25 protein-coding genes are annotated in these 24,490 nt (G+C 59.5%); 6 read left to right on the forward strand and 19 right to left on the reverse strand.

The window, feature by feature from the left end:
* Nucleotides 1-77: 77 nt before the first annotated feature.
* Complete coding sequence (locus tag D6Z24_RS22025) at nucleotides 78-227, forward strand: DUF4160 domain-containing protein (RefSeq protein ID WP_342782871.1); 150 nt, start codon at nucleotides 78-80, stop codon at nucleotides 225-227.
* Nucleotides 206-667, forward strand: coding sequence for a DUF2442 domain-containing protein (locus D6Z24_RS11860; RefSeq protein ID WP_129126802.1), 462 nt, complete (start codon nucleotides 206-208; stop codon nucleotides 665-667). Before D6Z24_RS22025 ends, D6Z24_RS11860 begins: the two co-directional genes overlap by 22 nt.
* A 159-nt stretch (nucleotides 668-826) precedes the next feature.
* Here the strand turns inward: D6Z24_RS11860 and D6Z24_RS21510 are convergent, their stop codons facing one another.
* The 8 genes from D6Z24_RS21510 to D6Z24_RS11900 all read right to left on the reverse strand — a co-directional run bounded on the left by D6Z24_RS21510 (nucleotide 827) and on the right by D6Z24_RS11900 (nucleotide 6,774).
* Nucleotides 827-1,069 carry a hypothetical protein gene (locus D6Z24_RS21510; RefSeq protein ID WP_162605124.1) on the reverse strand — a complete coding sequence of 81 codons (243 nt, stop codon included), beginning with the start codon at nucleotides 1,067-1,069 and terminating at the stop codon, nucleotides 827-829.
* 228 nt (nucleotides 1,070-1,297) lie between these two features.
* A complete protein-coding gene (locus tag D6Z24_RS11870) occupies nucleotides 1,298-1,792 on the reverse strand; it encodes a hypothetical protein (RefSeq protein ID WP_129126804.1) in 495 nt (164 codons plus the stop codon).
* A gap of 98 nt (nucleotides 1,793-1,890) precedes the next feature.
* Nucleotides 1,891-3,032 (reverse strand): IS3 family transposase gene (locus D6Z24_RS11875; protein ID WP_407925418.1). Its coding sequence is split into 2 segments (ribosomal slippage): nucleotides 1,891-2,771 and nucleotides 2,771-3,032, totalling 1,143 coding nucleotides; the frame shifts between segments, so codons are not numbered across the junction.
* 497 nt (nucleotides 3,033-3,529) lie between these two features.
* The gene (locus tag D6Z24_RS11880; protein ID WP_129126806.1) at nucleotides 3,530-4,060 is read right to left on the reverse strand and encodes a hypothetical protein; all 531 of its coding nucleotides are present in this window, start codon (nucleotides 4,058-4,060) and stop codon (nucleotides 3,530-3,532) included.
* Nucleotides 4,061-4,182: 122 nt separating this feature from the next.
* The gene (locus D6Z24_RS11885) at nucleotides 4,183-4,662 is read right to left on the reverse strand and encodes a hypothetical protein (RefSeq protein ID WP_129126807.1); all 480 of its coding nucleotides are present in this window, start codon (nucleotides 4,660-4,662) and stop codon (nucleotides 4,183-4,185) included.
* Between the two features lie 141 nt (nucleotides 4,663-4,803).
* Entirely contained in the window at nucleotides 4,804-5,115 is a 312-nt protein-coding gene (locus D6Z24_RS11890; protein ID WP_129126808.1) for an SH3 domain-containing protein, read from the reverse strand.
* Nucleotides 5,116-5,967: 852 nt separating this feature from the next.
* The gene (locus D6Z24_RS11895; RefSeq protein ID WP_129126809.1) at nucleotides 5,968-6,336 is read right to left on the reverse strand and encodes a hypothetical protein; all 369 of its coding nucleotides are present in this window, start codon (nucleotides 6,334-6,336) and stop codon (nucleotides 5,968-5,970) included.
* Between the two features lie 99 nt (nucleotides 6,337-6,435).
* On the reverse strand, nucleotides 6,436-6,774 hold the full coding sequence (locus tag D6Z24_RS11900; RefSeq protein WP_129126810.1) for a hypothetical protein: 339 nt from the start codon (nucleotides 6,772-6,774) through the stop codon (nucleotides 6,436-6,438).
* 608 nt (nucleotides 6,775-7,382) lie between these two features.
* Here D6Z24_RS11900 and D6Z24_RS11905 point away from each other — a divergent pair.
* A complete protein-coding gene (locus D6Z24_RS11905; protein ID WP_162605125.1) occupies nucleotides 7,383-9,692 on the forward strand; it encodes a hypothetical protein in 2,310 nt (769 codons plus the stop codon).
* A gap of 70 nt (nucleotides 9,693-9,762) precedes the next feature.
* On the opposite strand, the gene D6Z24_RS11910 is transcribed toward D6Z24_RS11905, so the two are convergent.
* From D6Z24_RS11910 to D6Z24_RS11945, 8 genes are all read right to left on the reverse strand, one after another.
* Nucleotides 9,763-11,004 (reverse strand): MFS transporter, encoded by a 1,242-nt coding sequence (locus D6Z24_RS11910; protein WP_129126812.1) that lies wholly within the window; start codon nucleotides 11,002-11,004, stop codon nucleotides 9,763-9,765.
* A gap of 161 nt (nucleotides 11,005-11,165) precedes the next feature.
* The gene (locus D6Z24_RS11915; protein WP_129126813.1) at nucleotides 11,166-11,645 is read right to left on the reverse strand and encodes a nucleoside 2-deoxyribosyltransferase; all 480 of its coding nucleotides are present in this window, start codon (nucleotides 11,643-11,645) and stop codon (nucleotides 11,166-11,168) included.
* A gap of 309 nt (nucleotides 11,646-11,954) precedes the next feature.
* Nucleotides 11,955-12,353, reverse strand: a complete 399-nt coding sequence (locus D6Z24_RS11920; RefSeq protein WP_129126814.1) for a hypothetical protein — start codon at nucleotides 12,351-12,353, stop codon at nucleotides 11,955-11,957.
* A gap of 122 nt (nucleotides 12,354-12,475) precedes the next feature.
* Entirely contained in the window at nucleotides 12,476-13,138 is a 663-nt protein-coding gene (locus D6Z24_RS11925) for a carboxypeptidase-like regulatory domain-containing protein (protein ID WP_129126815.1), read from the reverse strand.
* A 20-nt stretch (nucleotides 13,139-13,158) separates the two neighbouring features.
* Nucleotides 13,159-13,488 carry a hypothetical protein gene (locus tag D6Z24_RS11930; RefSeq protein ID WP_129126816.1) on the reverse strand — a complete coding sequence of 110 codons (330 nt, stop codon included), beginning with the start codon at nucleotides 13,486-13,488 and terminating at the stop codon, nucleotides 13,159-13,161.
* Nucleotides 13,485-14,654, reverse strand: coding sequence for a DUF819 family protein (locus tag D6Z24_RS11935; protein WP_129126817.1), 1,170 nt, complete (start codon nucleotides 14,652-14,654; stop codon nucleotides 13,485-13,487). The genes D6Z24_RS11930 and D6Z24_RS11935 overlap by 4 nt, the downstream gene beginning before the upstream one ends.
* Nucleotides 14,651-15,760, reverse strand: a complete 1,110-nt coding sequence (locus D6Z24_RS11940; RefSeq protein WP_129126818.1) for a dipeptide epimerase — start codon at nucleotides 15,758-15,760, stop codon at nucleotides 14,651-14,653. The genes D6Z24_RS11935 and D6Z24_RS11940 overlap by 4 nt, the downstream gene beginning before the upstream one ends.
* A 40-nt stretch (nucleotides 15,761-15,800) precedes the next feature.
* The gene (locus D6Z24_RS11945) at nucleotides 15,801-16,211 is read right to left on the reverse strand and encodes a YbjN domain-containing protein (RefSeq protein WP_162605126.1); all 411 of its coding nucleotides are present in this window, start codon (nucleotides 16,209-16,211) and stop codon (nucleotides 15,801-15,803) included.
* 238 nt (nucleotides 16,212-16,449) lie between these two features.
* Between D6Z24_RS11945 and D6Z24_RS11950 the strand changes: the two genes are divergently transcribed.
* The 3 genes from D6Z24_RS11950 to D6Z24_RS11960 all read left to right on the forward strand — a co-directional run bounded on the left by D6Z24_RS11950 (nucleotide 16,450) and on the right by D6Z24_RS11960 (nucleotide 19,532).
* A complete protein-coding gene (locus tag D6Z24_RS11950; RefSeq protein ID WP_129126820.1) occupies nucleotides 16,450-16,914 on the forward strand; it encodes a DoxX family protein in 465 nt (154 codons plus the stop codon).
* 55 nt (nucleotides 16,915-16,969) lie between these two features.
* Nucleotides 16,970-17,665, forward strand: coding sequence for a MarC family protein (locus tag D6Z24_RS11955; protein ID WP_129126821.1), 696 nt, complete (start codon nucleotides 16,970-16,972; stop codon nucleotides 17,663-17,665).
* 187 nt (nucleotides 17,666-17,852) lie between these two features.
* Nucleotides 17,853-19,532, forward strand: a complete 1,680-nt coding sequence (locus tag D6Z24_RS11960) for a sigma 54-interacting transcriptional regulator (protein ID WP_129126822.1) — start codon at nucleotides 17,853-17,855, stop codon at nucleotides 19,530-19,532.
* An 8-nt stretch (nucleotides 19,533-19,540) separates the two neighbouring features.
* On the opposite strand, the gene D6Z24_RS11965 is transcribed toward D6Z24_RS11960, so the two are convergent.
* From D6Z24_RS11965 to D6Z24_RS11975, 3 genes are read right to left on the reverse strand one after another with little or no spacing between them, the layout of a single operon-like run.
* Entirely contained in the window at nucleotides 19,541-21,808 is a 2,268-nt protein-coding gene (locus D6Z24_RS11965) for a hybrid sensor histidine kinase/response regulator (protein ID WP_129126823.1), read from the reverse strand.
* Nucleotides 21,805-22,248, reverse strand: a complete 444-nt coding sequence (locus D6Z24_RS11970) for a response regulator (RefSeq protein ID WP_129126824.1) — start codon at nucleotides 22,246-22,248, stop codon at nucleotides 21,805-21,807. The genes D6Z24_RS11965 and D6Z24_RS11970 overlap by 4 nt, the downstream gene beginning before the upstream one ends.
* Before the next feature lie 13 nt (nucleotides 22,249-22,261).
* Nucleotides 22,262-24,337 (reverse strand): sensor histidine kinase, encoded by a 2,076-nt coding sequence (locus D6Z24_RS11975; RefSeq protein WP_162605127.1) that lies wholly within the window; start codon nucleotides 24,335-24,337, stop codon nucleotides 22,262-22,264.
* Nucleotides 24,338-24,490 lie beyond the last annotated feature (153 nt).

Genomic DNA, 24,490 nt, shown 5'->3' on the forward strand with positions numbered 1-24,490 from the left:
TGACTACAAAGTATCGCTTCGCTAACTTCCGGATCACGCTGCGGGAGAGGGATCATAACCCTCCTCATGTTCATCTCATGGGGCCGGATTTCGAAGCGGTGATCTGCCTGGGTACGCTTGATGTACTTGATGGCGCCGCTCCTGCGAAGGTGCTGCGTCACGCACTGAGATGGCTTGATGAAAACAAAGAGGAGTTGATAAGACAATGGCACACGCTACACGGGTAACCCGCCCCAGGTTGACGGCCGTGACTCCTGTTGCGGATTTCTGTATTTCTGTCCGTTTCGCAGACGGCTCCGGCGGCACGGTCAATCTTAAAGACTCGATCTTCACTGCACCCGGGCTTGCACCTCTGCGGGATCCTGCGGCCTTCTCTGGAGCCGTCCTGGGCGAATATGGGTGGGAGGCGGAATGGCCTCAATTCGACATACAGATCGGAGCTGACACCCTTCTGGCCGACCTGCTCGAGCAGACCTCGGAAACACCCGCGGACCGGTTCACCGTTTGGCGCATCCGTAACGGTCTTTCTTTGGCGGCTGCCAGCCGAGAGCTTGGGGTCACGATAAGAACCGTGAGCGCGTATGGTTCCGGCGCCCGCCCCATTCCCCGCACCGTTGAGCTTGCCTGCATAGGGTGGGAAGAGGAACAGCGGAGAAAATCAGGTTAGCTGTGGTGCCCCTCGACATCCCCATTTCATTCTTCTCTTGGCGGTTTCCCTTCCTTTCATGACAGCCCGTACGCCGTCATCTCGTACCTGTCCGTGGTAATTTGTCACCTGCCCGCGATAACTCGTCACCTACACGTGTTAACTTGTCACCCGCACGTGTTAACTTGTCACCTGCACGTGGCAACTTGTCACCTGCACATGGTAACTTGTCACCTGCACATGGTAACTTGTCACCTGCACATGGTAACTTGTCACCTGCACATGGTAACTTGTCACCTGCACATGGTAACTTGTCACCTGCACATGGTAACTTGTCACCTGCATGTGGTAACTTGTCACCTGCACGTGGTAACTTGTCACCTGCACGTGGTAACTTGTCACCTGCACGTGGTAAGTCGTCACCTGCAGGTGGTAACTTGCAACCTGCTGGGTGGGACTTGCAACGCGTACGTGGGAAGTTGAAACTCGCACGTCCGGAGGATGGTATGGTACTGAGGCGATCGGTGGGAGAGCCGGGAGGATAAAGAGAGGGGAGCAGGCACCATCTAATCTCTAGGAGCAGCATTTGTCCCATGTCTTGTCGCTCTTTGGCCAACGGTCGGCAGATGAGCGGCGAGCGACTTCACTTTCTCAGGGCTTCGCACCCGCTCTGACCGACTCGCGGAGTCCGTCTCCAACTGTTCTGGTTGGGCTCTCTTTTTGATGTTCACTAGAAGGTACCTTTGTATCAGTGCAACCAGCTACAGTCCCTTCTTCATCGTACTCTTCCCCAAACCAATGCGGGTCGCAATAGGAGCGACACATATTTAAAAAGGAAATAGCAATATAAATGAATAATACCGGGAGTCTGATCAAGGCTCTGTTGGTACGGAACTTTATAGGTTGGCTGGTTGTTACAAACACCAGGCCTATAGCAACAAGAAAAGAGATAGAAATGATTTTTCGAGCAAGTTCAAGCGTCAAAACATGGGGGACAACATTTGCGCAGACTTCCAAAGTACCAACCACTGCGAACGGAAAGAGGACTGACACTAGCACCAAAACTCTAGCCATCCACTTTTCTGAAGGAGTTGATGTTCTCTTGTTTCCCGCTGTGGTGTAGTCACTCTGGGATTCAGCGTCCAAGCGACCTCCACACGAAGGACAAATGAGGTGGCCGGGATTTGTGAGACAGCCTGAGGGATGAAATAAGCAATGTCCCGTCGTTGTTGTGGTTGCCGGCGTCAGGCTGCCGCTCTTAGTTTCTCAAGTCCTTCGGAATAAGCCTCATCAGGGGTCTTCTTGTCAAGTGCCGTGTGGCCCCGTTTCTCGTTGTAGAAGTTGAACCAAACTGTGAGATCTTTGGAAAGCTCGACCGCCGACTCATATGATTTCAGGTAGATCCGTTCATATTTCAGGCTGCGCCAGAGTCGTTCGATGAAGATGTTGTCTTTGTAACGCCCCTTGCCGTCCATACTGATCTTGATGTTCCAGGCTTTGAGGACGGAGGTGAACGCCTCGCTGGTAAACTGGCAGCCCTGGTCGGTGTTGAACATCTCAGGTGCCCCGTACTTGAAGAGAGCTTCTTTCAGCGCTTCGACGCAGAACCGCGTGTCCAGCGTGTTCGACAGCCGCCACGACAGGACCTTTCTCGTGGCCCAGTCCATGATGGCGATCAGGTACATGAATCCCCTTTGCATGGGGATGTAGGTGATGTCCGTTGCCCAGACCTGGTTGGGCCGGTCAATGGTCAGCCCACGCAGCAGATACGGATAAACAGGATGCTTTGGTTGCCGCTTGCTGGTACCAGGCTTTGGAGCCAAAGACTCGATGCCCATTATGAGCATCAGGCGCCGGACACGATCCCGGCCCACAGGTGCTTCAGGCGTCGTTAGTTGGCCAGCCAACGACCGGCTACCCATCCAGGGATGCTCCAGATAGACTTCGTCGATGCGGCGCATCAAATCGAGGTCATCCATTTTCAACCCTGTTGCGGGGCCGCGGTAGTAGCTGGCGCGGGGCACGCCTAACAGCTCACAGCGACGCTCAACAGAGATTTCAGGGTGACCAGCGGCGATCACCTTTTGCTTTTGCGCCCGGTCAAGTTCAGCCCGGGCAGATTGGACAAAAAATCGTTCTCAACCTTGAGCTTGCCGATCTGGCGGTGCAGTTCATCTATCTCGGCATCGTGGTTAACCTCTTTCTTCTTTCCCTTACCAAAGAGGTCAGAGGCGCTTTGAACGAGCTCTTGCTTCCAGCGGGTGATCTGGGCGGGGTGGACCCCGTACTCGGTGGCTAGCTCAGCAAGAGTCTTGGACTCAGACATGGCAGCCAAGGCTACCTTGGCCTTAAATTCAGCGCTGTGACGGGTGCGATGTTGTGGCATGAACCTTCTCCTCTGGAAATAGATCGGTTCATTGCTTATCACCCTGTCTCAAAAACCGCAACCACTTCACAAATGAGTTCTTCAGCCGCGAAACTCTCCTCTGGAAAAGTAGCCGAACATTCTGTGCACTTGAAACGGCCCATCGTTTCCTTTTTCTCTCTTGTGGCCAACTCCAAAAGCCTTACCGGCCTGTTGTTAAGGCCGGTCTTGGCGCTGGTTGATCAGTTTATGTGTGCTTTCTATTTTGTAGCCAGAATCAATAAAGCAATAATTAACAAACTAATGTCTAATGATATCAATGCTGTGACTTTTAAATACTTGTGTTTCCAATTTGTCCTATTCCCATAAATAACGTATGTATTCAGGGCACCACTTCCAATAAGAATTAATATGCCAATGATGTTTTTCATAAATTCTTTTTTGCTCAACGGGGCCGGGGCGCACCGGCGAAGCGAAGCAGAGCCCGAGTGCCGCCACGTTGTTGGACGTTCTCACTATCAATTACATTTGGTGCCGAACTCAGCGAAGATTTGTCTAACTTTTTGCCTTTGATTCTCATCGAAGAAATAACCCAGTGTTGGGAATATTGATCCCAATTTGGTATCCGTTCTTGCTTCCTTTGTTTCCAATTGGAGACTTATTCCGACTCCGTCTTTGCCCAAGGTAAATTTGCCCAAATCATTTGCTTCAATTAGACTATATGATTTTATATCCACCCATAGCTCGTTGACATATGGACCAGCGGAAATACCACTTCTTGTAAAAACGAGCGGGTATTCTCCAGATTTGTGCATTTTATCAAGGGCGATAAGCATGCAAGTACCGAAGACAATTCCAGACAGCGCCATTCCCCCGATAATTTTTGGTTCACCAGTTGTTATTCCACCCAAAATGAACGCCAACGCTGTAATTGCAACCGCTGTCCGCCAAATCATTTTCTTGGTTTTATTCGGTTTCGGATAACGTGATTCAACTTGTAGGATCACAGGAGTTGATAACACTACCTTTCTTCTTTTCTTGTTCGTCATTTATCTTCTCTCTGTCTAACGCCTGAAGGGTGACCGGCGGAACGCTCAATTTCTACCGGCTTCAACATTTATCCATCAGCGGAGACCGCGTCTACCCGATTGGTTAGGACTTCCATTTCGTGTCATTGCTCTACCTTGTAGATTTCAGTTAATCTGGAGTGCCATATCGGCCTTAGCTTGACTTCAGGTGAACCTTCATCAGGGCATGCTTGATTATACCCGTGGCCATCTGTCCCGACGTACCCAAACTGTCCAGTTTTGTTTACTAAGTAGTCGTAGTGCATGTTCAGCTTAAATCCTGCTATCACAATTACAATGCAACTTGTGAGGACGATTTTTCTATTTGGAATTAATATTCCTATGGCCATTGCACATGCTGAAAACAATAAGCTACGATTTCCGGTTGAGAAGTACGACGAGGGGCATTTGTAGCCAAACCCTATCGAGGTGAACACTAGGGCAAAGAAGCCTGTTAAAAGAGAAATACCGATTCGTTTTCCCCAAGACGCCTGTTGCTGCATCTTCCCAAAGACCAAAAGCAGTCCCAGCGTGGAAATTAGAGTTGCTATCATCCCCACAGCATTAGCATTGTCAGGTTGCACACCTTCTCCTTCATTGTTTGAGGTCCACCAGGGTGTACCAACGGCGCGGCTTGACCGGCGGAGCGCCCACGTATTATTAACCTATCCCGACTTCTACCATCGCGTAGACCGGTCCACCCAATTGGTTGGGATCAATTGCGGCTATTTTCGCTGGTGAATAGTCAGTCCGTCCTGCCCAATCGCGATCCACCCACTACGGCCATCCTCTGCTTTAACCAGAAGAGCGCCATAATCCTTTCCGTATGTAGCACGGATCACTTTGAGCTTCTCTCCAGGTTTCAAACTTCTGACTGGTCTAAAGCTCCCATATGCAGCATCAACATCGCTTGCATAAAGGTGAGTTGCCGCGTTCACTGTTACTTTAATCTGACGGTCTTGATACCTGTCCCATCCCCAAATTACGAGCGGGATCGCTATCACGACGGCAACTATCCTCACCATTTTCTTTATCATTTTGTTTCACCAACGGGCTGCAGGTGAGCGGCGAAGCGGCATTGCTTACTCACGCTTTTCCGCCCCCCCACCATCCCGCGCAGACCGTCTCCACCTGTATTTGTTGGCATTCCATGCTTCAATTTCGGCAAGATGCGTGTACTTCGGCTTGATCGGAGTCTTCTTCCTAACTTATTTATCAATACCCGTCCCATCGGCTTCACAGTCTGCATTCACCCAGCAGATTTGATGCCGTGTGTCTTAAAAATTGTTTCAACCTTCTCGATTTGGCTGGGACTGAAGAAGTAACAATAAACACCTAGTACGGAACCTCCGAATCTATTTTTATAACTCAATTCGGGGAAGAGACCCTTGTTGGAGGTAAGGGCCAAAGTGACCTTTGTGTGCCTTGTCTCTTGCCCGAGAGCAAGAGATTGGTCGCAATTTTCCCATCCATAGCTTCTGATATCTTCATACTTTACGTTAAAGAACGCCGTTCCGACGATCCCTAGTTCTGTGAAAATTAGTGGTGTCCGTTTATCCTTAATTATCATTGGCACTAGGATCCACAGTGCTGTGGTCATCGCAATGGCTAAAAAGACAAAAGCCGCTGCGAAAATTTTCGAATCGGGCTTCGTACTAGTTAGCATAGTGGCAATCGAGCCGCACATGAACATGGAATATAGCAGGAGTAGTACAAGAACCAATAAGACTTTGGTAATTGCCGACAGTTTCAAACCCTGCGCATCAACTCATAAAAGTTCTGGAGCTGCGAGGATGACCCTTTGTCGTTTCCTCCCGGGCAGTTCGATTCTCATTGTCCTTTCCTCGCCAACGGAGTGGGCGCTGACCTGACGGCTGTACCGGTCAGTTCTAGCGCTCTGGTTGTGCATCGTTTACGTCAGCATACATATATGACAGGGCAACAAGAAGAAACCCAAGCATAAATGCGCAAGTTGTTTCCGTAGTTGGGTAAGGCCTTAATATTCTCCATGAAACCATCCCAATACCAAGTCCTGCGTAACTTAACCCCTTTGGTAAACTTTCAATCTTTTGCTTGTAATGGCGCAATAAGGCCATGACTGGCAAAAAGATAGCAACTGCATATGCAAATGCTTTAAATACGTTGTGCAATGACATCCGATTAAATGCATTTGCAAAAACTCCAATGATCACCAAACCGGCAGCAATCTTTAATTGCTTAGATTCTTTAGATGTCACATTGGTTTTGCTCTCGGGCATATTTAAGATATTCCTCAGCTTTCTTATTTGCACAACATGTTATTGGCCAGAGGGGACGTTGTTGATTTTTTGATATTTGACTGAGAGGAACTACACGGACTAGCAACCGAAAGTCAAAATATCAACAACGTCCCCCTTGTTCCTCACAAGGCCCAGCGTTATCGGGAGAAGAAGTCTCAGCCCTGCTTTCTTTTTATATCCCACTTTGATTCTAGTGGTTTTTCCGGCCTCTATCCTGATTTCTGCCTTATTGCTTTTCTTCCAGTCAATCCTACTCCACACGTTATGACTACCTGACTGAAGAGAGACTGATAGCGCAGCACCGTCTTTCACTGCCCCTACTTTTCCGCCATCTACGAAAATCGGATATGAACGGTACTTCGCAAAATACATCGACGGTCTATTGATCTCCAAGGTACTGGTTGTGGCCTCACTCATGATTCTTTCATATCCTCACATAACATGTTATTGACCGGTTAGAAATGTTTCCTATATAGGATGCCGGTTACCTATATAAGATACTTGTTACCTATATAGGAAACAAATGGTGGCTTCCTATATAGGTAACTTCAAACATCAGAAGTTAGGTAATCGGGCTTATCATTGAGGGGGCTATTCCTTCTGGGTCCCCGCCTCTAATTTCGTAACAACTAAATGCTCGGCAGGGGACATGCCTTTCCGTGGCGGTAATGCACACTCTCCAGCACTGACCGTATTCCGCGACCAGCAGCTTTGGTGCTGGTCTGTCCAAGCTTGAGATGCACCTGCTCGAACAGTCGTCCGCGCACATTAACATGCTGGGTTAGCTGCGATCAATGTTAATTTTCTAGTTGAGGTATTAGGAATAGTTCGCGATGGGCTGAGAACGTGGGGCATTACTCCAGCCTTCATTCCCGTCTTCACACCGGAATGCTAACCCGATGCTTAGATGGCTAAAGGTCTGGGGACTTTCTCTTTTGGCAATGTGGCTTTGACATGAAAGGGGGATATCTATATAGTGCGATACAAATCAGGCGGCATATGAATTGTTATTGTAAGGAGATGCTATGCACCGTTTCCCGCCCCGCACGTCCGGATCCTCGTTGTTCCTGAGAGTCCTTCTCGCCTGCACGATCCTCCTCGTTTCACTACAGAATCTGTACGCCGGGACTGCACCTGCCCACCCGGCAAACGTCTCCGTCGACATCTCGAGCCTCGTTTCCTTCCTCGGCACGCTGAGCACGGATGAAAAGGACGAGCAGGTGCGCGACTGGGCGGCGTACGGCCTGAAAAACGAGCTCGGCGTATCGACGGGGGAGGAGATCCCCATCCGCCACCCGTCGCTCAAGGAAACCGCTCCGGGGGAGGTGTCGAAGGGAAGGGTGTTCGAGGTCTCCGACAAGGAGTGGGCCGTACTCATTCCCAGGGAGAAACGCGGTGACAAGCCGCTCATCGGCTCCCTCGTCGACAAGCGCTACGCGAAGAGCAACGCCCTCCCAGAAAAGATCTCCGTCTTCACCTACGCACTTCCAGAAGGGGCATCGAACCTCGACATCTCGTTCGAGAAGAGCTTCGATACCGCCGCCGTCTTTACCGCCGAATACGGTTACAGCACCGCCTCCGTTTCCAATCTTCCCGAGCTCAGGAAGTTTCTCAAGAACGCCGACGACGTCGTCATGGTGCAGTGGAGCCCGGGCGCCCTGCTCATAGGCGCGCGCTCCTACGGGCACGACGCGCGTCGCGCGGTGACGGTGGAAGAGGTCGCCGCGCTCTACCAGGCCTACATCGCACCGGGCAGCCCCGCCAAAATCGGCTTCTCCCTCGACCTCGACATGGACTACGGCGCGTTCGCCTCCGATCTGGAGGAGTTCGTCCGAACCTCGCCGCTTGTGCGGAACCCGGGCTTTGTCGGCGCCTCCGCCTCGGATCTCGGTGCGGTCGCGCAGCGCGTCAGGATGACAAGGAGCGATGCCCCTCTCGTGGCGCTCTTGCGCACCCTTTCGCAATCGGGGAGCGACGCGGACATGCGCGTCTTCTCGGCCATCTACAGCATCCAGCAGTACCACACCTACCAGAAGGCGCGCTACGACGGGAACCTGCAGGGGACGCAGGCCGGCATGATGCTCTTCTACACCGACCTCCTCGCCAAGATGTGGGCCATGGACTACGAGGGGAGCTCGCCGAAGCTCGCCATCAAGGGGTTCCGCCCCATGACCGAGATCCTGATTCCGAAACTGTACTGGCAGGGGTACGGCCGGGCGGCCAACACGAGGCTCTGGTTCGGCCTCAAGCAGGACGCCTTCGAGGTGTACGGGAACAAGACCCTGTTCCAGCCGACGGCGACCAGGGTTTACGCCGCCTCTTCCAACATGCTGACGCCGGGCAAGGAGGAGACCGCCCCCAACTACCAGAGCAAGGAGTTCCTCGGGTGGTGGGACCGGCATTACGAGGCCTTCGCCGACTACGAGCCCGCATATCACAGGCTGAACCAGATCCAGAAGTGGAGCTGCATCATCCTGATGCTCAAGGTGAGCGGCCTGCATCAGCTCGACTTCCTCCTTGACCTTCCGGTGCGGCGTGACATCGACTTCGAGCAGTGGAGCCGGGACGTCGAGCGGCTTCAGGGCGCCGCTTCCCTCCCGTTTCTGGACAAGGAGAAGTTGGGGCGTCGGACCGAGTGCCTCTCCCTGCTCCAATCGAAGCCCCACCCCTTCCTGGGAGGGTACGGCATGATCAGCGGCGGCATCACCCTGGCGACCCAGGCGGACATTCTGGCGAAGATGAAGGTGAACGGGGCGGCGCCGCCAGCCGCGAGCCCGGTGGTAAACGGGCTTCCCTTTCCTGTCGGCGGAACGTGGCAGAAAGGGGCGACGACGCCCGGCGGCGCACCGGCGCCCGCGGCGGAGAGCGTGCCGCAAACGGGTAAGCCGGCTGCGGAGCCCCAACCGGCCCAGTCTGCTGTGGTGGGCGCATCGGCAGTACCGTTGCAGGATAAGGAGAGTGGCGCGGGAAAAGGGAAGAAACAGGCGCTACGGCTTGCGTGGGAAAAGAGCCCGGAGCTCGAAGCGGTCGGCCTGGTAACGGCGCTGGCAAACGCGCAGCAGCCATCGGCTTCGGCAGGCAAGGGAGAGGCCCTTTTCAAGGCGGTTCCCTCGATTCAGTCGGTGGTCCGGGTGAAGGAGTGGGACACCTACCTGGTCAAGCTCGCGACCGTCAAGGAGATGTGGATCTATCTCAGCATCAATCCGGCGCAGGTGGATGATTACCCGGCGAAGGCCGCCGGTTCCTTCAAGGAGGCGGACATTTTCTGCGCCAAGGTGATCAGCGCGGCCGAAGCCGACAAGCTCGGGCAGGGTAAGGCGGTGCTCGGAAAGTAGGGCCGAAGTCGCGGAAAGGGAAGGGGAGTACGTCACGTAACGGTGTGGCGAGCGGGGCGGCCGGGAGAGATTATCCGGCCGCCCCCGTTTTTTCCGGAGCGGGGACCACGGCGCGGTACAGGCAGAAGAAGACGAGTGCCATGACGAAGGTCGCGGCGCCGGTCAGCATGAAGCCTAGGGAGAAGCCGGAGCTTTTGATGACGACCCCCATGGTCGCCGAACTGAGCATCATGCCCAAGTAGATGCAGCTGTTATAGAGCCCAAGGCCCAATCCCCGCTGCTTTGCAGGGGTGACCACGACGACGAGCGAACTGAGCGCGGTGAAGCAGACCCCCATGCCCGCTCCGAGGAGGCAGGCGCAGGCGACGAGCGCGGCCATCCCTTGGGCCGGACCGGTGAGCGTGACGGCGACGGCGCAGACGATCAGGCCGATGCCGGACATGAGGCCGCGGTCGACCTTGTCGCTCAGACGCCCGAACGGTATGCGCAGCAGTACGTTCATGAGGGCCTGGGCCGCGAAGACGATGCCGATCTCCCCGACGTTCAGCCCCTGGGCGCGGGCGTGCAGCGGGAGAAACGAGATGAACATGCCGAAGCCGAAGCATCCCCCGAGCGTCCCGGCGAGGGCGGCTAAGAGCCTGCGGTTCGAGAAGATGCCGGTGAGGTGCTCCGGGTGATCGTCGGCGTGGGCGTGGTGGTCCTCCCCTTGGCCGGGGCGGAAGAAGAGGACGGCCGCGAGCGCCAGCAGGATGAGTCCCCCCGAGACGAAGAAGACTTCCCGTATGCCTATGATGCGGCCGAACCAGCCGCCGCTGGCCGGGCCTATGGTCATGGCGAGGTAGACCGCGGTGGTGTACCAGCTGTAGGCGCGGCCGACGTGGGAGCGGGGAACGACCTTCGCCACCGAGGCCATCATGCTCGGGGTGAAGGCGGAAAGCCCCATGCCGAAGACGAGGTAGGCGGCGCCGAGCAATAAAGGGGTGCCGCAGAAGGGGATGATAAGGGACGCGCCGCTCATGAGGCAAAGTCCGGCAAGCAGCACCGGCCTGATGCCGATGCGGTCCGATAAAAGCCCGGCGGGAACGGCGAGGGTGCCGGCCGACAGCATGAAGGCGGCGTTGATGAGGCCGATCTCCGTGGTGCCCGCTCCGATGCCGCTGGCCAGAAGCGGCAGCACCGGCATGCGCATGTAGGCGCCGAGAAAGCAGATAAAGCCGATGAGGCAGCAGGTGAGCACCTGCAGGGTGTGCCGGTGGCGGGGTGGCGCGTACTGCGAGGTGAGTTCTTCTTGTGTGGTGCCTGTCTCGTTCATGGTCCGGCAAAACTAGCTGCAACGCCCGACGGTGTCAACATGAAACCCACTGGTGCCGATTTCCCGCTGATGGCCGGTCCCTCACCCCGGCCCTCTCCCGGAGGGAGAGGGGGAAGTGGACATTAGGGGCTGATATTCGGCTGGATGTCTGGTGACTGCGGTCACGCTGCGAAGACTATCTCTTCTATGCTGCGGAAGAGTCGGCCGCCGCTCTCCTCGATGAAGTAGATCACCTGCAGGTTGAGCGGCACGCCGGGAAAATCGCCGCAATCCCTGAAGTCGGTGCGCAAGCCGAAGCACCTCTTGCCGATCCCCGCGCCGTAGCCCACCTCGGCGACGGTCCCGCTGTCAGGCTCGGTGCCGTCGAGCACCGCCAGCACGATGTCGGATTCCTTCAGCCCTTGTGCGTTCACTCCGCCGGTGAAGGAGGCCGCCGCCTTGATGGCGGCAGCGCGGTGCGGCCCATCCTCGACGGAGAGCGCGGCCTCGATCCGTTTCGCCACCTCCTCTTGCTCCCACGGGTCGAAGATCTCGCAGCCGAGCGCTCTCAGGCGATCCTTGATCCGTTCGCGGTAGGGGGTGTTCTCGCGGCTGAAGCCGAGCGGGGAGGCGAGGTAAACCTTTGTTTTCTGGTCTGACATGACATCTCCATGAATGGGGGAGGGGACCTTATCTCCCTCAGCTTGCGGCTTCACCCACCCCCCGGCCCCCTCCCGTCAAGGGAGGGGGAGGCTGGAAAGGGCACGTTGCATCGTTCCTACGCTCCAGCGTGGGAACGCAAAGCTTCGGACGCTCCGGCGTCTGTTATGGGACGCTGGAGCGTCCCCAATGTACGTTCCCACGGAGGACCGTAGGAACGATATCTAAACCTTCGCAAAGGGATGGGGACGCTGGGCTTGGGCGGTACTTCGCGGGAGCGCAACTCTGGAAACTTTGGGACACGTTGTCGCCTAGCCGCGGCGGGTGTCCTTGGCGCGGTCGTAGACCCGGGCGCCTCGGATGCGGTCATCGGCGATCTTGTTTTCCAGATCGTGACGCTCCACCTTCTTGTTCACCACGAGTTCCTCGTATCCCATGTAGCCGGACTTCGCGAGGTCGGCGACGATCTGGACGAACTGCTCCTTGTCATCGGGGGAGAGTTTGTGGAAGGCGTCGAAACGGTTCGAGGCGCCCAGGTTGAAGAAGTTGTCTACCGCGGTGAAGACGTCTTGAGAGGTGGAGATGTTGACCATATCGGCCTCGGCGGTGGCATCCACGCCGTTGTCTCTCTTAGAGGATGGCTTGGCCGAACCGGTGTCGGTGGTGGAACCGAGAATCATCGCCTTGTACGCCGCTAACGCTGAAATCATGCCGCCACCTCCTGTCATAACGCCGAAAACATTTTACCTGATAGCGACGGGACAAGCGAGGGAAACTCTTTGTAAGTTCCGCAGAAGGGAAAAATGGCACTATGACAGCAGCCTCGCCTTTATCACTTCTCTTTTTTCACCTCGTTGAGCAGGATGCTGCGCATCTGGTATGGGTCGATCTCAGGTTCCCCCAGCTCGCGCTTCTCCTCGTTGATCAGCCTGGTGAGCTTTTTCTGTCTCCCCAGATGATCCAGCTTGTCGGGGAGGGAGGGCATGTTCCTCAGCCGCTCGTCCTTCGTTTCCAGCCTGGGAAGCCCGACGACGCCGGAAGGGAAGAGCCTGATCTTGTACTTCCCGCTTAAAACGGGGTCGTCCCAGGGAGAGAGCTCCTTTTCCCATTTCGTCCGGCCGGTGAACAGGTTTTTGAGCGGAAGGGTGACGCTCGCATATCCCGGCTTGTAGATCAGGAAGGTGGTCCGGTCGCTCTGGGTGAACGGCAGGGCGAGAACCGTGGTGTAGGAGGGGATGTGGAACCTTCCCTCCCGGTCGGTGAGCACCTCTTTCACGTTGATCACCGATGAGGACTGCCCCTTGCTGGCTCCCAGCGCACGTTTGTTGTACACGGCGACCACCACGGCCCCCTCGATGGGCTTTCCGGTCGCGATGTCGACCACCTTCCCGTCGAAGGAAGGCTCGTGGTACATCGGCCAGACGGCCTCGGATGGTCCCGCGCCGAGTAAGAGCAGCGCGCATGCCGCGCATATCACCGCCACCAGCTTGATCATCCCGCCTGCCAATCCTCCGTTCACAAAAGCACGAAAGCGGCCGCCCAACCGGCAAGCATCACCAGCGGCGGCAGTATCACGTCCGGCACGAGGTTTGTCCAGTACTCCCTTTTGGACGCGTAAAATTCGCGCTGTCTGCTGAAAACGGCCAGCAGCACCGCGGCGACCCAAAGCAGGAAGAACAGCATGACACTAAGCCCAACGATGCTGTTCCAGAAGGCGAAACGGTCCAGATCGCCGGCGCCGCTCTTGTCCATGGCGATGTCGGCCGCCCTTGCCGCGGCCAGGGAGGCGATGACGCAGGCGCTCTCCCCTGCGCAAAGTGCCAGTTTCAAGTGGCGCAGCTTCATGGTGCCACCGCCCTGCACATCTGCGCGCACAAAATCCCCAGCCAGGTGCCGACGATGTTGCCGAGGATGGCGAGGAGTAATCCGACCGAGGCGAGCCCTGGATGGTACACCTCGGCGACCACGGGGGCGGAGGCGACCCCGCCGACGTTGGCCTGGCTCGCGGCGGCGACGAGGAACATGGGGGCCTTCAGCAGCCGCGCCCCCACCACGAGGAACACGGCGTGCACCGCGACGATCAAAAGGCCTGCGGCGATGAGGACGAGCGCCGAGCCGACGCTGGCCACCGATGCCTTGGCGCCGATGGCGGTCAGTACGAAGTAGAGCAGGTCGTACCCGGTGCGCGAGGCGCCGGCGCGCTCCAGCTTTCTAAGCGGCGAGAACGAGAGCGCGATGCCGAAAAGGGTGACCACGATGATGGTCCAGGTGTAGGAGGTGATCACGTCCCGGACCTTCGGGAGGAGTTCCGCGATCATGTGCGCTCCCCAGCCGCCGGCGAGTGCCACCGCCAGCGAGAGGGCGACGCCTCCGGCGGTGCGGCGCCCCCCCTTCGAGGCGAGATGCTGCGCCGCCTGCTCGCCCAGGTGTTCCAGGATGCCGCGCTCGGAGCGGTTCCAGCGGTCGAAGGCGGGCTGCAGCCCGACGATGGCGATCATGAAGCCCATCCAGAGGTAGGGGACCACGGTGTCCACGATCACCATCGGGGCGAAGACGGCATCGGGGACGGCAAGCGCCTCCTTCACCGCGATCATGTTGGCGCTCCCCCCGGTCCAGGAGGCGGAAAGGGCGCCGAAGCCGGACCAGAACTGCGCGCCGATGAGGGGGCGAAAGAGCGAGAAGGAGAGGACGGCTCCCGCCATGATGCCGGCGGCGCCGATGAAGAACATGGCGAGGGCGATCGGCCCCAGGCGCAGGATCGCGCCGATATCCACCGGCAAGAGGAGCAGCACGAGGCTTGCCGGCAACAGCCAGGTGGTGATGAGGCCGTAGACCGGGCTCTTCGTCGCGATGAGGCCGAAGGTGGCCGAAAGCATCGGGATGAAGTAGATCCAGAACACCGCCGGGAGGAGATCGAAGAAGCGTGCGGTCCGCTCGTGCCGCGACAGGGTGAGGATCACCGCCTCGATGACGACTAAGACCGCGACGATGAGGACCGGGTTCTCGATCATGGGAACTCGGGCTCCACGCCGATGCCCGGGCCGGCGGCGCTCAGGTCGAAACGGCCGCTTGCGTCAAGGTAGGGGGAGTGACCCATCTCGCCGCTTAGGAAGAAGGTGGTGTCGAGGTCGATGAAGTCGATGCAGCCAAGTCCCGCCGCGAAATGGGCCGATGCGGTGATGGCGAGCGAGCTCTCCATCATCGCCCCGAGCATGAGCCGCTTGCCGCTTTCCACGGCGAGACGGGCGATCTCGGCGCCGTCCAGGATGCCGCTTTTCATGAACTTTATGTTGATGGCGCTCACCGCGTTCATATCTATGGCGCGTCTTGCCGCAGCGACGGAACCGACGCTTTCATCGGCGCAGACCAGGATGCCGCTTCCCTCGAGCGCCTTCGTTATCGTGCAAAGCCCTTCCCAGTCCTCTTTGGGGACCGGCTGCTCCAGAAGCGCCGGGCGCGCCCCTCCGGCGTCGAGCCGTTCCAGGAACGCGAGCATGCGCGTCGCGTTGAAGCCCATGTTGGCGTCGAGGACGATCTCGCACCCCGGCGCCGCCTCCCGCACCGCGAGCACCCTTTCGAGGTCGATACCCTCGTCGGCGCCGACCTTGATCTTGAAGGTTTTAAAGCCGCGCTGCGCGAAGTCGAGCGCCGTTTGCCGCGCCTCATCGACGGTCCCGATCACCACGGTTATGTCCGTAGCGAAGGAGAAGGCCGGCGCATTGTGGGCGAGCGGCGTGAAGAGCCGGTGGAAGGGGATCCCCTGCAGGCGGGCGCTCAGGTCCAGGACCGCCATCTCGAGTGCGGCAAGACCGGCGTGGTTGCCGGCAAAGGCCGGGGCGAACTCGCGGCAGACCGCGACGGGGTCGCTGATCCTTCTACCGCGCAGGGCGTGCGCCGCGCTTTGCAGGGTGTCCAGGGTGTCGGCTACCGTCTCGCCGGTTATGTGCGTGGCTACCGCCGCCTCGCCGTAGCCGCAGGTCCCGTCCCCTGCGCACAGCCTCAAGAAGACGTTTTCCAGCTCGTCGTGCTGGCCGGTTGCGATGCGAAACGGCGTGACAAGCGGCGCTCGGATGATCGAGGCAACCGCGTCGTCGATAACAAAGGATACTTTCTCCATCAACAGTTCCTCCGGGGAGCTAGGACCTCATTTCATTGCACTACTGCAGCACCTTCAGGAGACGGGGATGTTCCTCCTGCATCGACCTGAAGACGAGGGAGATCATGTCGACGATCACTTCGCTGGAGAAGTTGTCGTGGAAGGGAACCACCACCTGGACCGATACCGCGTTGCCCGTCTCGACGAACTTCACCATGGTGTACTCGGCGTTCAGCGTGTTGATCATCTCCAGCACGGCCGGTTTCTTCTCTTCCGGGAAGGTGAGGTACTTAAAGCAGATAAGGGTGACATAGCGGTCGCTGTCATTGAAAAGCGCCATGAGGGAAACCGCCCCGATCGCATCTATCTTCTCGTGGACGACGAACACGGTGTTGTCTTCGTGGGTGTTCTTGTCGAGGGTGATGCCCTGCTTTTTCAGGTATTCCTCGAACGCCGAGGCGTTTTGTGCCATGGTTTCCTCCTGAGAGCGCATTTTGTCGATGGAAATATATGTGAATATTTATTTGTTGTAAATTAAAAAGCAACAGTTTTGACCGGAGAAAACCGCACTGGTGGCGGTTCTGCGTCGGAGTTGCCGTAAACGGCGCTTGCGTAGGTGTGGCAGGTTGATATGATTTGCGGGTTTGCATCGGCTTGAGGGGAGGGGGGCGGGCGCTCGCGCCGTCCGCGTCCGGCCCGAAGGAGGTCTTATGTTTAGGAAGCTTCTGGCGACGGAACCGACGTCGAGTCTCACCGTTTTGAGGCTCTTTCTCGCCGTGGTGATCTTCCCGCACGGTGCGCAGAAGGTGTTCGGCTGGTTCGGCGGCCCCGGGTTTTCCGGGACCATGGAGATGTTCACCCATAACATGGGTATCCCGTACCTTTTCGCGCTGCTGGCCGTCCTCACCGAGTTCTTGGGGCCGCTTTTGCTCGCGGCCGGGCTGCTCACGAGGCTTGCCGCGCTGGTCATGGGGGTGGAGATCGCGGTCGCGGCGTCCCTCGTCCATCTTCACAACGGCTTCTTCATGAACTGGGGCGGCAAACAGGCCGGTGAGGGGTTCGAGTACCACTTCCTGGTAGTCGGCATCTGCCTTGCCTTAATGATCGCCGGCGGCGGGAGGTTCTCCCTCGACCGCGTCGTCTCGCAGCGCGTGACCCCTTCCGGGGGCGCATGATCATCACCTCCCGCACCTCCCTTTGCCTGAAGGGGAGGAGAGACAGGAAAAAGCGATGCAACAAAGCCTTGATCAGCTGGCGGTCTTCATCGTCCAGCTTTTCGTCATCGTAGATCCGCTGGCCGCGGTCCCGATCTTTCTCGCCATCACCTCCAACCACAACAGGGGGGAGCGCCGTGCCATCGCGAGGCGCGGCTGCCTCATCGGTTATCTGGTCATCGTCCTCTTCATCATCGGCGGGCCGGCCCTGCTCGATTACTTCGGCATCGGGCGCTCCGCCGTCCTCATAAGCGGCGGGCTCCTGCTTTTCGTGATCGCCCTCGAGCTTCTCTACGGCAATCCCACCAAGACCCAGACGAGCAGCAGCGAGGAGAAGCTCGCCGAGAAGAAGGAGGACGTCTCGGTGACCCCGCTCGCCATCCCGCTCCTGGCCGGTCCCGGCGCCATCGTCACCTGCCTCGTCTTCGCAAGCCAGGCCCACGATCTCTTTGCGATCCTCCTGCTGGTAGCCGGCGCGCTCGTCGTCTTTCTTTGCGCCTATTTTCTCCTGCACTGGGCCGACGAGCTCTCCCGCGTCCTGGGCGTCCTCGGCATGAAGGTCGCCGTCAGGATCGTGGGCCTCGTCCTCGCCTTCATCGCGGTGCAGTACGTCATAAACGGCGTGACCGCGCTCTGGCCCGCTGTGCGGACGCACGCTCCGGCCGGGAATAGTTCGGCCGTCGTCTTTCCCGATTTCCACCCGCGCCTTTGACCCCTCGAGCTTCCGCTTCAATACTCCTTCGTCGCACTTCCCGTCGGCCGGCAGATGCTAAAGTTGCGTCGCCCCTGGCCGATGAGTGTTTCCAGCCGCAAAACCTGCGGAGGACTATGATTTAGGCTCCAGATCGGGGTGCCCGACGGGATCACTGCCGGGCACCCGGAGCGGTTCGGGGGGGGATGTGACTGCACAGGTGTTGCTTGTCGACGATGAGCCCGGGATCCGCGCCACCCTTGCCAGGTTCCTGGAGGAGATGGGTTGTTTCGTCACCCAGGCGGCCGACCCAGAGGAGGCGCTCTCCCTTTTGAACGCCTTCGAGTACGACCTCGTGGTCACGGACATCGTGATGCCGAAGGGGTCCGGGCTGGACGTGCTGCGCGCGGTGCGCGGCCAGGAAAGCCCGTGTCCCGTGGTCATGATCACCGGCTCCCCGATGGTGGAGAGCGCCTCGGAGGCGTTGAGGCTCGGGGCCTTCGACTACATCTCGAAACCGGTGCACAAGGAGCAGATCGTCCACGTGGCGCGGCGCGCCCTGGAGTTCAGGAGGGTGTCGCAGGAAAACGAGCGTTTCCGAAACGACCTCGCGGCCATCTTCACCAGCGTCCAGGACGCCATCATCTCGGTGGACCGGGACCTGAAGATCCTCAACTTCAACAGCTCGGCCGCGACCATCTGCGGGCTCGACGGCTCCGTGGCCGGCACCTCCTTTTACGATCTTCCCCTTAAATGCGACAAGAAATGCCGCGGCGCCCTGGAAACCGCCATCCACACGAGAAAGCCTGTCGAGACGCGCTACTTCAGGTGCGCAGGGGGCGCCTGCGACCAGTACGTGAGCGTGTCGGTCACGCCGCGACGGGTCACCGCCCGCCAGGTCGAGGGGGCCGTCATCGTGGTCCGGGACGAGAGCTCGCTGTACCGACTGGAAAAAAAGCAGGTGCCGCGCAACTCGTTTTCCGGTCTCGTGGGGCGCAGCGCGCCGATGCAGATGCTCTACTCCATGATCGAGCGCCTGTCCGGCGTCCCCTCGACCGTGCTGATCAGGGGGGAGAACGGCACCGGAAAGGAGCTCGTGGCGGCGGCGCTGCACGCAAGCGGAGGGAGCCAGGAACGCCCCTTCATCAAGGTGAACTGCGCGGCCCTCACCGAGACGCTTTTGGAGAGCGAGCTCTTCGGGCATGTGCGGGGGGCCTTCACCGGCGCTTTGCGCGACAAGGCGGGACTCTTCGAGAAGGCGGACGGCGGGACGCTCTTTCTGGACGAGATCGGCGAGATATCGCCGCAGATGCAGGTGAAGCTTTTGCGTGTGCTGCAGGAGCGGGAGTTGGTGCGGGTGGGGGGGACGACGCCGGTCAAGGTTCATGTCCGCATCATCGCGGCGACGAACCGCGACCTGGCAAGGGACGTGGAAGAGGGGAGGTTCCGCCAGGACCTCTACTACCGCCTCAAGGTGGTGGAACTCATCGTGGCTCCCTTGCGCGAGCGCCCCGAGGACCTGCCGCTTCTGATCGACCATTTCGTCGGCAGGCTGAACGCGAAGCTCGGGCGCAGCATAGGTGGGGTCTCCGACGAGGCGCTCAAGTTACTGACCCGCTACCCCTGGCCCGGCAACGTGCGCGAGCTGGAACACGCCCTGGAGCACGCCTTCATCATGTGTCCCACGAGGATGATCCTCCCGGACCATCTCCCCCCGGTTTTCCAGACGGCCGCCGCGGACGACGGGCTCACCATGCGGGAGCGCATCGCGGAAGCGCTGGCGCGCCACGCCGGCAACAAGTCGCGCGCCGCCCGCGCCCTCAACATCGACCGCAAGACCCTTTACCGGAAGATGCGCGAGCTGGACATCCCGGACGCCCCTACCTGATCCTTTCCTCAAATCCTTCTTGCCGCCTGCGCCTTCAAGATCTCGCTTATGCGCTGCACCAGCCGGGAACTCTGGATCGGCTTCTGCAGCACGTTGGCCGAGATCCCCCTCCCCGCCAGCACGTCGTTGTCGTAGCCGGTCAGAAAGATCACCGGCAGGGACGGGTACAGGGCGTTCAGCCCCTGCGCGCACTCGATGCCGTTGATGCCGGGGAGGATGACGTCGATGAGGGCGAGGGCGATCCCGGCGCTGCGTTGTGCCATGGCGAGCGCCTCCTCGCCGCTGCCCGCCGCGACGGGACGGTAACCCGAGGATGCCAGGGTGCGGATGAGGGCGTCGCGGACCGCTTCCTCGTCCTCGACCACGAGGATCAGTTCGCCGCCGCCGATCATGAAGCTCCCGGAGGTGGACTGGAGCGCCGCCTCCGGCGTCTGAGCGAGCGGGATGCAGATGAAGAATTCGGTCCCTCCCTGCGGCGGGGCGGTGACGGCGATGAAGCCGTTCATGCGCTGGACCGTGCCGTAGATCATGGAAAGCCCGAGGCCGGTTCCTTTCCCCAACTCCTTCGTGGTGAAGAACGGTTCGAAGATGCGCCCCCTGATCTCCTCGGCGATGCCGTGACCGGTGTCGCGCACCGACAGCTGCGCGTAGCTGCCGCTTGTCGCGGTGCAGCCGCAGGGAAGCGGCACCCCCTGCGCCTCGACCAACTGCGTCGTGATGGTGATCCTGCCCTGTCCGGAGATGGCATCGCGGGCGTTGGTCACCAGGTTGAAGACGATCTGCTGTACGAGCCCCGCGTCGGCCAGGATGTGCAGCGGCTCGCGGCACGGCTCGAGCTCGATGGCGATGTCCTCGGTGACGAGTTTCGAGGCGAGCTTTCTGCTTTGCCCTAGGAGTTCGTTCAGGTCGAAGTTGGTCAGCTCCAGCGGGGTCTTGCGGCTGAAGACCAGGAGGCTCTTGGTGAGCGAAGAGCCGTGCTCCACCGCCTTCACGATTTCGTCCAGGTGCTGCGTGGCCACGCCCTGGGACTGGTTCTCCACCGTCTGCAGGTAGGCGTTCCCCATGATCACCTGCATGATGTTGTTGAAGTCGTGCGCCACCCCGCCGGCCAGTTGCCCGACCGCCTCCATCTTCTGGGACTGGCGCAACTGCTCCTCCATGGTCCGCTTTTCGGAGATGTCCTCCTTGATGGCCATGTAGTGGGTGATCTTCCCTTCCTGGTCCCGGATCGGGGAGATGATGTCGTGCTCCCAGTACACCGTGCCGTCCTTCCTGGTGTTGCAGAAATCGCCGCGCCACACCTCCCCCTGGCAGAGTTTCTCCCAGAGCAGCTGCGGGTTCTTGCCCACCATCTCGTTCGCGCCGTACCCGGTCATCTCCGAGAAGCGGGGATTGACGAATTCCACGGTGCCGAAACGGTCGGTGATGACGATGGCCGTGGGGCTTTGGTTCACCGCCACGTAGAGCTTTCTCAGCGTATCCTCGGAGGCGGCAAGGGCGCGCTTCACCTTCATCTCCTCGGTGACGTCGGTCAGCATGAACTGCAGGTAGGAGGCCGGGCCTATCTCGAGGATCTCGGCGGAGGTAAGCAGGTCGAGCGTCTCGCCGGACTTTTTCCTCAGGCGCAGGGGCTGGTTGACGATGCGGCCCTTCTCCTTCAAATGCGAGACGATGGCCGGGCGCTGCACGCCGTTCAGGTAGATGCCGAGCTCCGCCCCCGTTTTCCCCACCACCTCGTCGGGCTCGAACCCGAGTATCTCCAGCCAGGCCGCGTTCACCTCCACCATGCGCCCGCTCTCCAGTTCGGCGATGCCGACCCCGACCGGGGCGTGATCGAACATGCTGCGGTACTTGCTTTCGCTTTTAAGCAGGGACGCCTCCGCCTGCAGGCGGCCCCGGTGTTCGGCAGCCTCCTTGAGCGCCCGGGCGATGGAGGGGGCCAGGCGGGGGAGGTTGTCCTTGTGCACGAAGTCGGACATGCCCCGCTTCAAAAGCTCCACGGCCTGCTCCTCGCCCACGCTGCCGGAGACCAGGATGACCGGCAGTTCCGGGGAGCGGCTTTTTACCGCCTCGAGGGTCTCCTCGAACTCCATGTGCGGGACGTTGTAGTCGGCGAGCACGAGGTCCCAGGACTCCCCGAGGCACTCTTCCAGCCGGTCGCGTTCGGCGATCCATGTGAAGGAGGCGTCGAAGCCCTGTCCCTCCAGATGGCGCTTGATCAGCTTGAAGTCGGCGGCGTTGTCCTCGATGACCAGGATGCGCAGCTCATGGCTCATGCGGGGCTCCCGGGTGCCTGGTTCACGGCCAGCCAGTAGACCCCCAGTTGGGCCACGGTCTCGGCGAACTGCGCGAAGTCGAGCGGCTTGCGCACGAAGCTGTTCGCCCCCCCTGCGTAACTCCTCATACGGTCCTGTTCCTCGTCGGAGGAGGTGAGCATGACGATCGGGAGCAGATGCGTCCTTTCGTCCTGCCGCAGGCGCTCCAGCACCTCGATGCCGCTCACCCGCGGGAGGTTCACGTCCAGCATCACCACCGTCGGGTTCCCCCCCTGACGCATGGAGAAGTCGCCTTCCCGGAACAGGTAGTCCAGGGCCTGCTGGCCGTCACGCACCACGAACACCTCGTTGGCCAGGTTGATCCTGCGCAGGGTGCGCAGGATGAGCTTTTCGTCCTGCGGGTTGTCCTCCACCAGCAGTATGGTCTTGTGATCCTCCATGCATACCCTCCTGTCAGTTGGGGAGCCAGAAGCGGAACGAGGCCCCCTTGCCCGGTTCCCCCTCCGCCTCCAAGGCGCCGCCGTGGCGGTTGATGATGCGCTGCACCGTCGCGAGCCCTATGCCGAGGCCGGGGAATTCGTCCTGCCGGTGCAGCCGCTGGAACGGTTGGAAAAGGCGTGAGGCGTGGCGCATGTCGAAGCCGGCTCCGTTGTCCTCCACGCAGATGAAGGTCCTGTCGTCGCGCTTGTCGGAGCGGACCGTTATGCGCGCCGGCTCCGCCCCGGCGGAATATTTCCACGCGTTGGAAAGGAGGTTCGTTAGCACCACCTCGATCATGCGCTCGTCGCCGCTCACCTCGAGCCCTCCCTCCACCTGCCACTGTACCCGCCGTCCCGGTTCCCCGCGTTCCAGCTCCGTGGCGAGGCGCTCCGCCAGCCCGCTCACATCGACCGGTCGGCGCTCGAGGGTGCCGCGCAGGCTGCGCGAGAGCACGAGAAGCCCGTCCACGAGTTCTCCCATCCGATAACCCGCCGTGCTGATCTCCAAAAGGTAATCGAGCCCCTCATCCGAGAGCTGCTCGGCGCAATCCTCCCGAAGCGCCTGGCTGAAGCCGATCATGGCGCGAAGCGGTGCGCGCAGATCGTGGGAGACCGCATAGGCGAAGGCATCGAGTTCCTGGTTCGCCGCTTTGAGTTCCGCGGTGCGCTGTTCGACGCGTATCTCCAGGTCGTCGTTCAGGGCCTGTATTTCCTCCTGCGCCTGTTTCAGGCCGGTGATGTCCTCGGAGAAGATCACGATGCCGCCGATATCGCCGTCGGCCTTGCGCCAGGGGCGGATCTCCCATCTTATCCAGTGCACGGTGCCGTCGGCGCGCACGAAGCGGTCGCCCTCCGAGCCGAGCACCTCTCCGTTCAGCCCGCGGCGGTGCAGCTCCCGCCAGTGCTCCGGTATCTCGGGGAAGATGTCGTAATGCGACTTCCCCACCACGTCGCAGTCGAGGCCGTAGTCGCTTAGCCAGCGCTGGCTAACGTGCAGGTAGCGCATCTGAGCGTCGAACATGGCAAGGGCAGCCGGGGCGTGGCGTATGAAGAGCTCCTGGCGCTCCTCGCTCTCCCGCCGCGCAGCAGCGGTGTGCTCCAAAAGCTCGCGCGCCTCCTCGATTTCGACGATCCCGCATGTGGTTCCCGGTTCCCGATGCACCAGGCTGCGCACCCCCCTGGCGACCCTCCGCGCGGCCAGGCTCCCGCACAGGACCCCCACCAGCGTGCTCGCCACGAGCCCCAGCGCAAGCATGACGGCGAGTTTCAGCAGGGAGGGCTGATAAGTGGCGGCGGGTATCTCGATCAGCACCTTCCATGGCGCAACGGTGCTCACTACCTCCACCCGGTCGACGGAACGCACTTCCTGGTGCTGCGGCGAGTTGCGCTGTGCGATGACATGCCCCTGGCCGTCCCGCAGGGTTATGGCCCACCCCGCAGGGAGGAGACGCTGGTCGATCCGTTGCTGCAGCCGGCTCGCCTCGAGAATCGTGAGCAGCACGTAGCGCGCCTTCCCCTCCCGCACCACTGGCACGGCGATGGAACAAAGCTGTGTATTGCTTACCGGCCCGGTGAAGAGGTCCCCGACCACCGCCTTCCCGGTGGCCGCGGCAAGGGGGGCTGCGGCCCTCCCTCTTGGCACCGGGAGGGGGGGGAGTTCTCTGCCGAAAGGTCGCCTCGTGTTGAAGAGCATCCGCATCGGCTGCCCTGTGCCGGCCAAAATGACGTGACTGCCGAAGAATCCGTTAAAGGACTGCGCCTCCCGGTACAGCTCTCCCCATCGCGTCTGGTCATCGATCAGGGGGGAATTCGCCAGCATCTGCAGGGCGCCGATCCTCGCGGCGAGGTACTGGTCGAGATCGGTGGCGAAGTTGCCCGCGATGATCCCCGCTTGACGTCGATCCTGCGCCTGCCGGGAGTGCAGGGCGTCCGTGGCGAGCCAAAGCGACAGCACGATGAGCGGCAGAACGCTGAGCCAGATGAGCCGTCTCAGGAATGAGGCGAGCTGGATTCCCTTTTGGGCAGGGGCTTTTGTCTTTCGGGGCGTCATGGGCATGTTCAATGTTTACCATTAGCTGGCACAAATTTGAGTGTCACACACTTATACCACCATTGCAGGTTTTTTCTAGTATTTTTGGAAACAATATTTTCGCATAGTCACGGACTTTGTGGCTTTGAATGACCAACTTTGTGGTGTTGATTG

Origin of the sequence: Geomonas oryzae (assembly GCF_004117875.1) — a bacterium.
Classification (GTDB): domain Bacteria; phylum Desulfobacterota; class Desulfuromonadia; order Geobacterales; family Geobacteraceae; genus Geomonas; species Geomonas oryzae.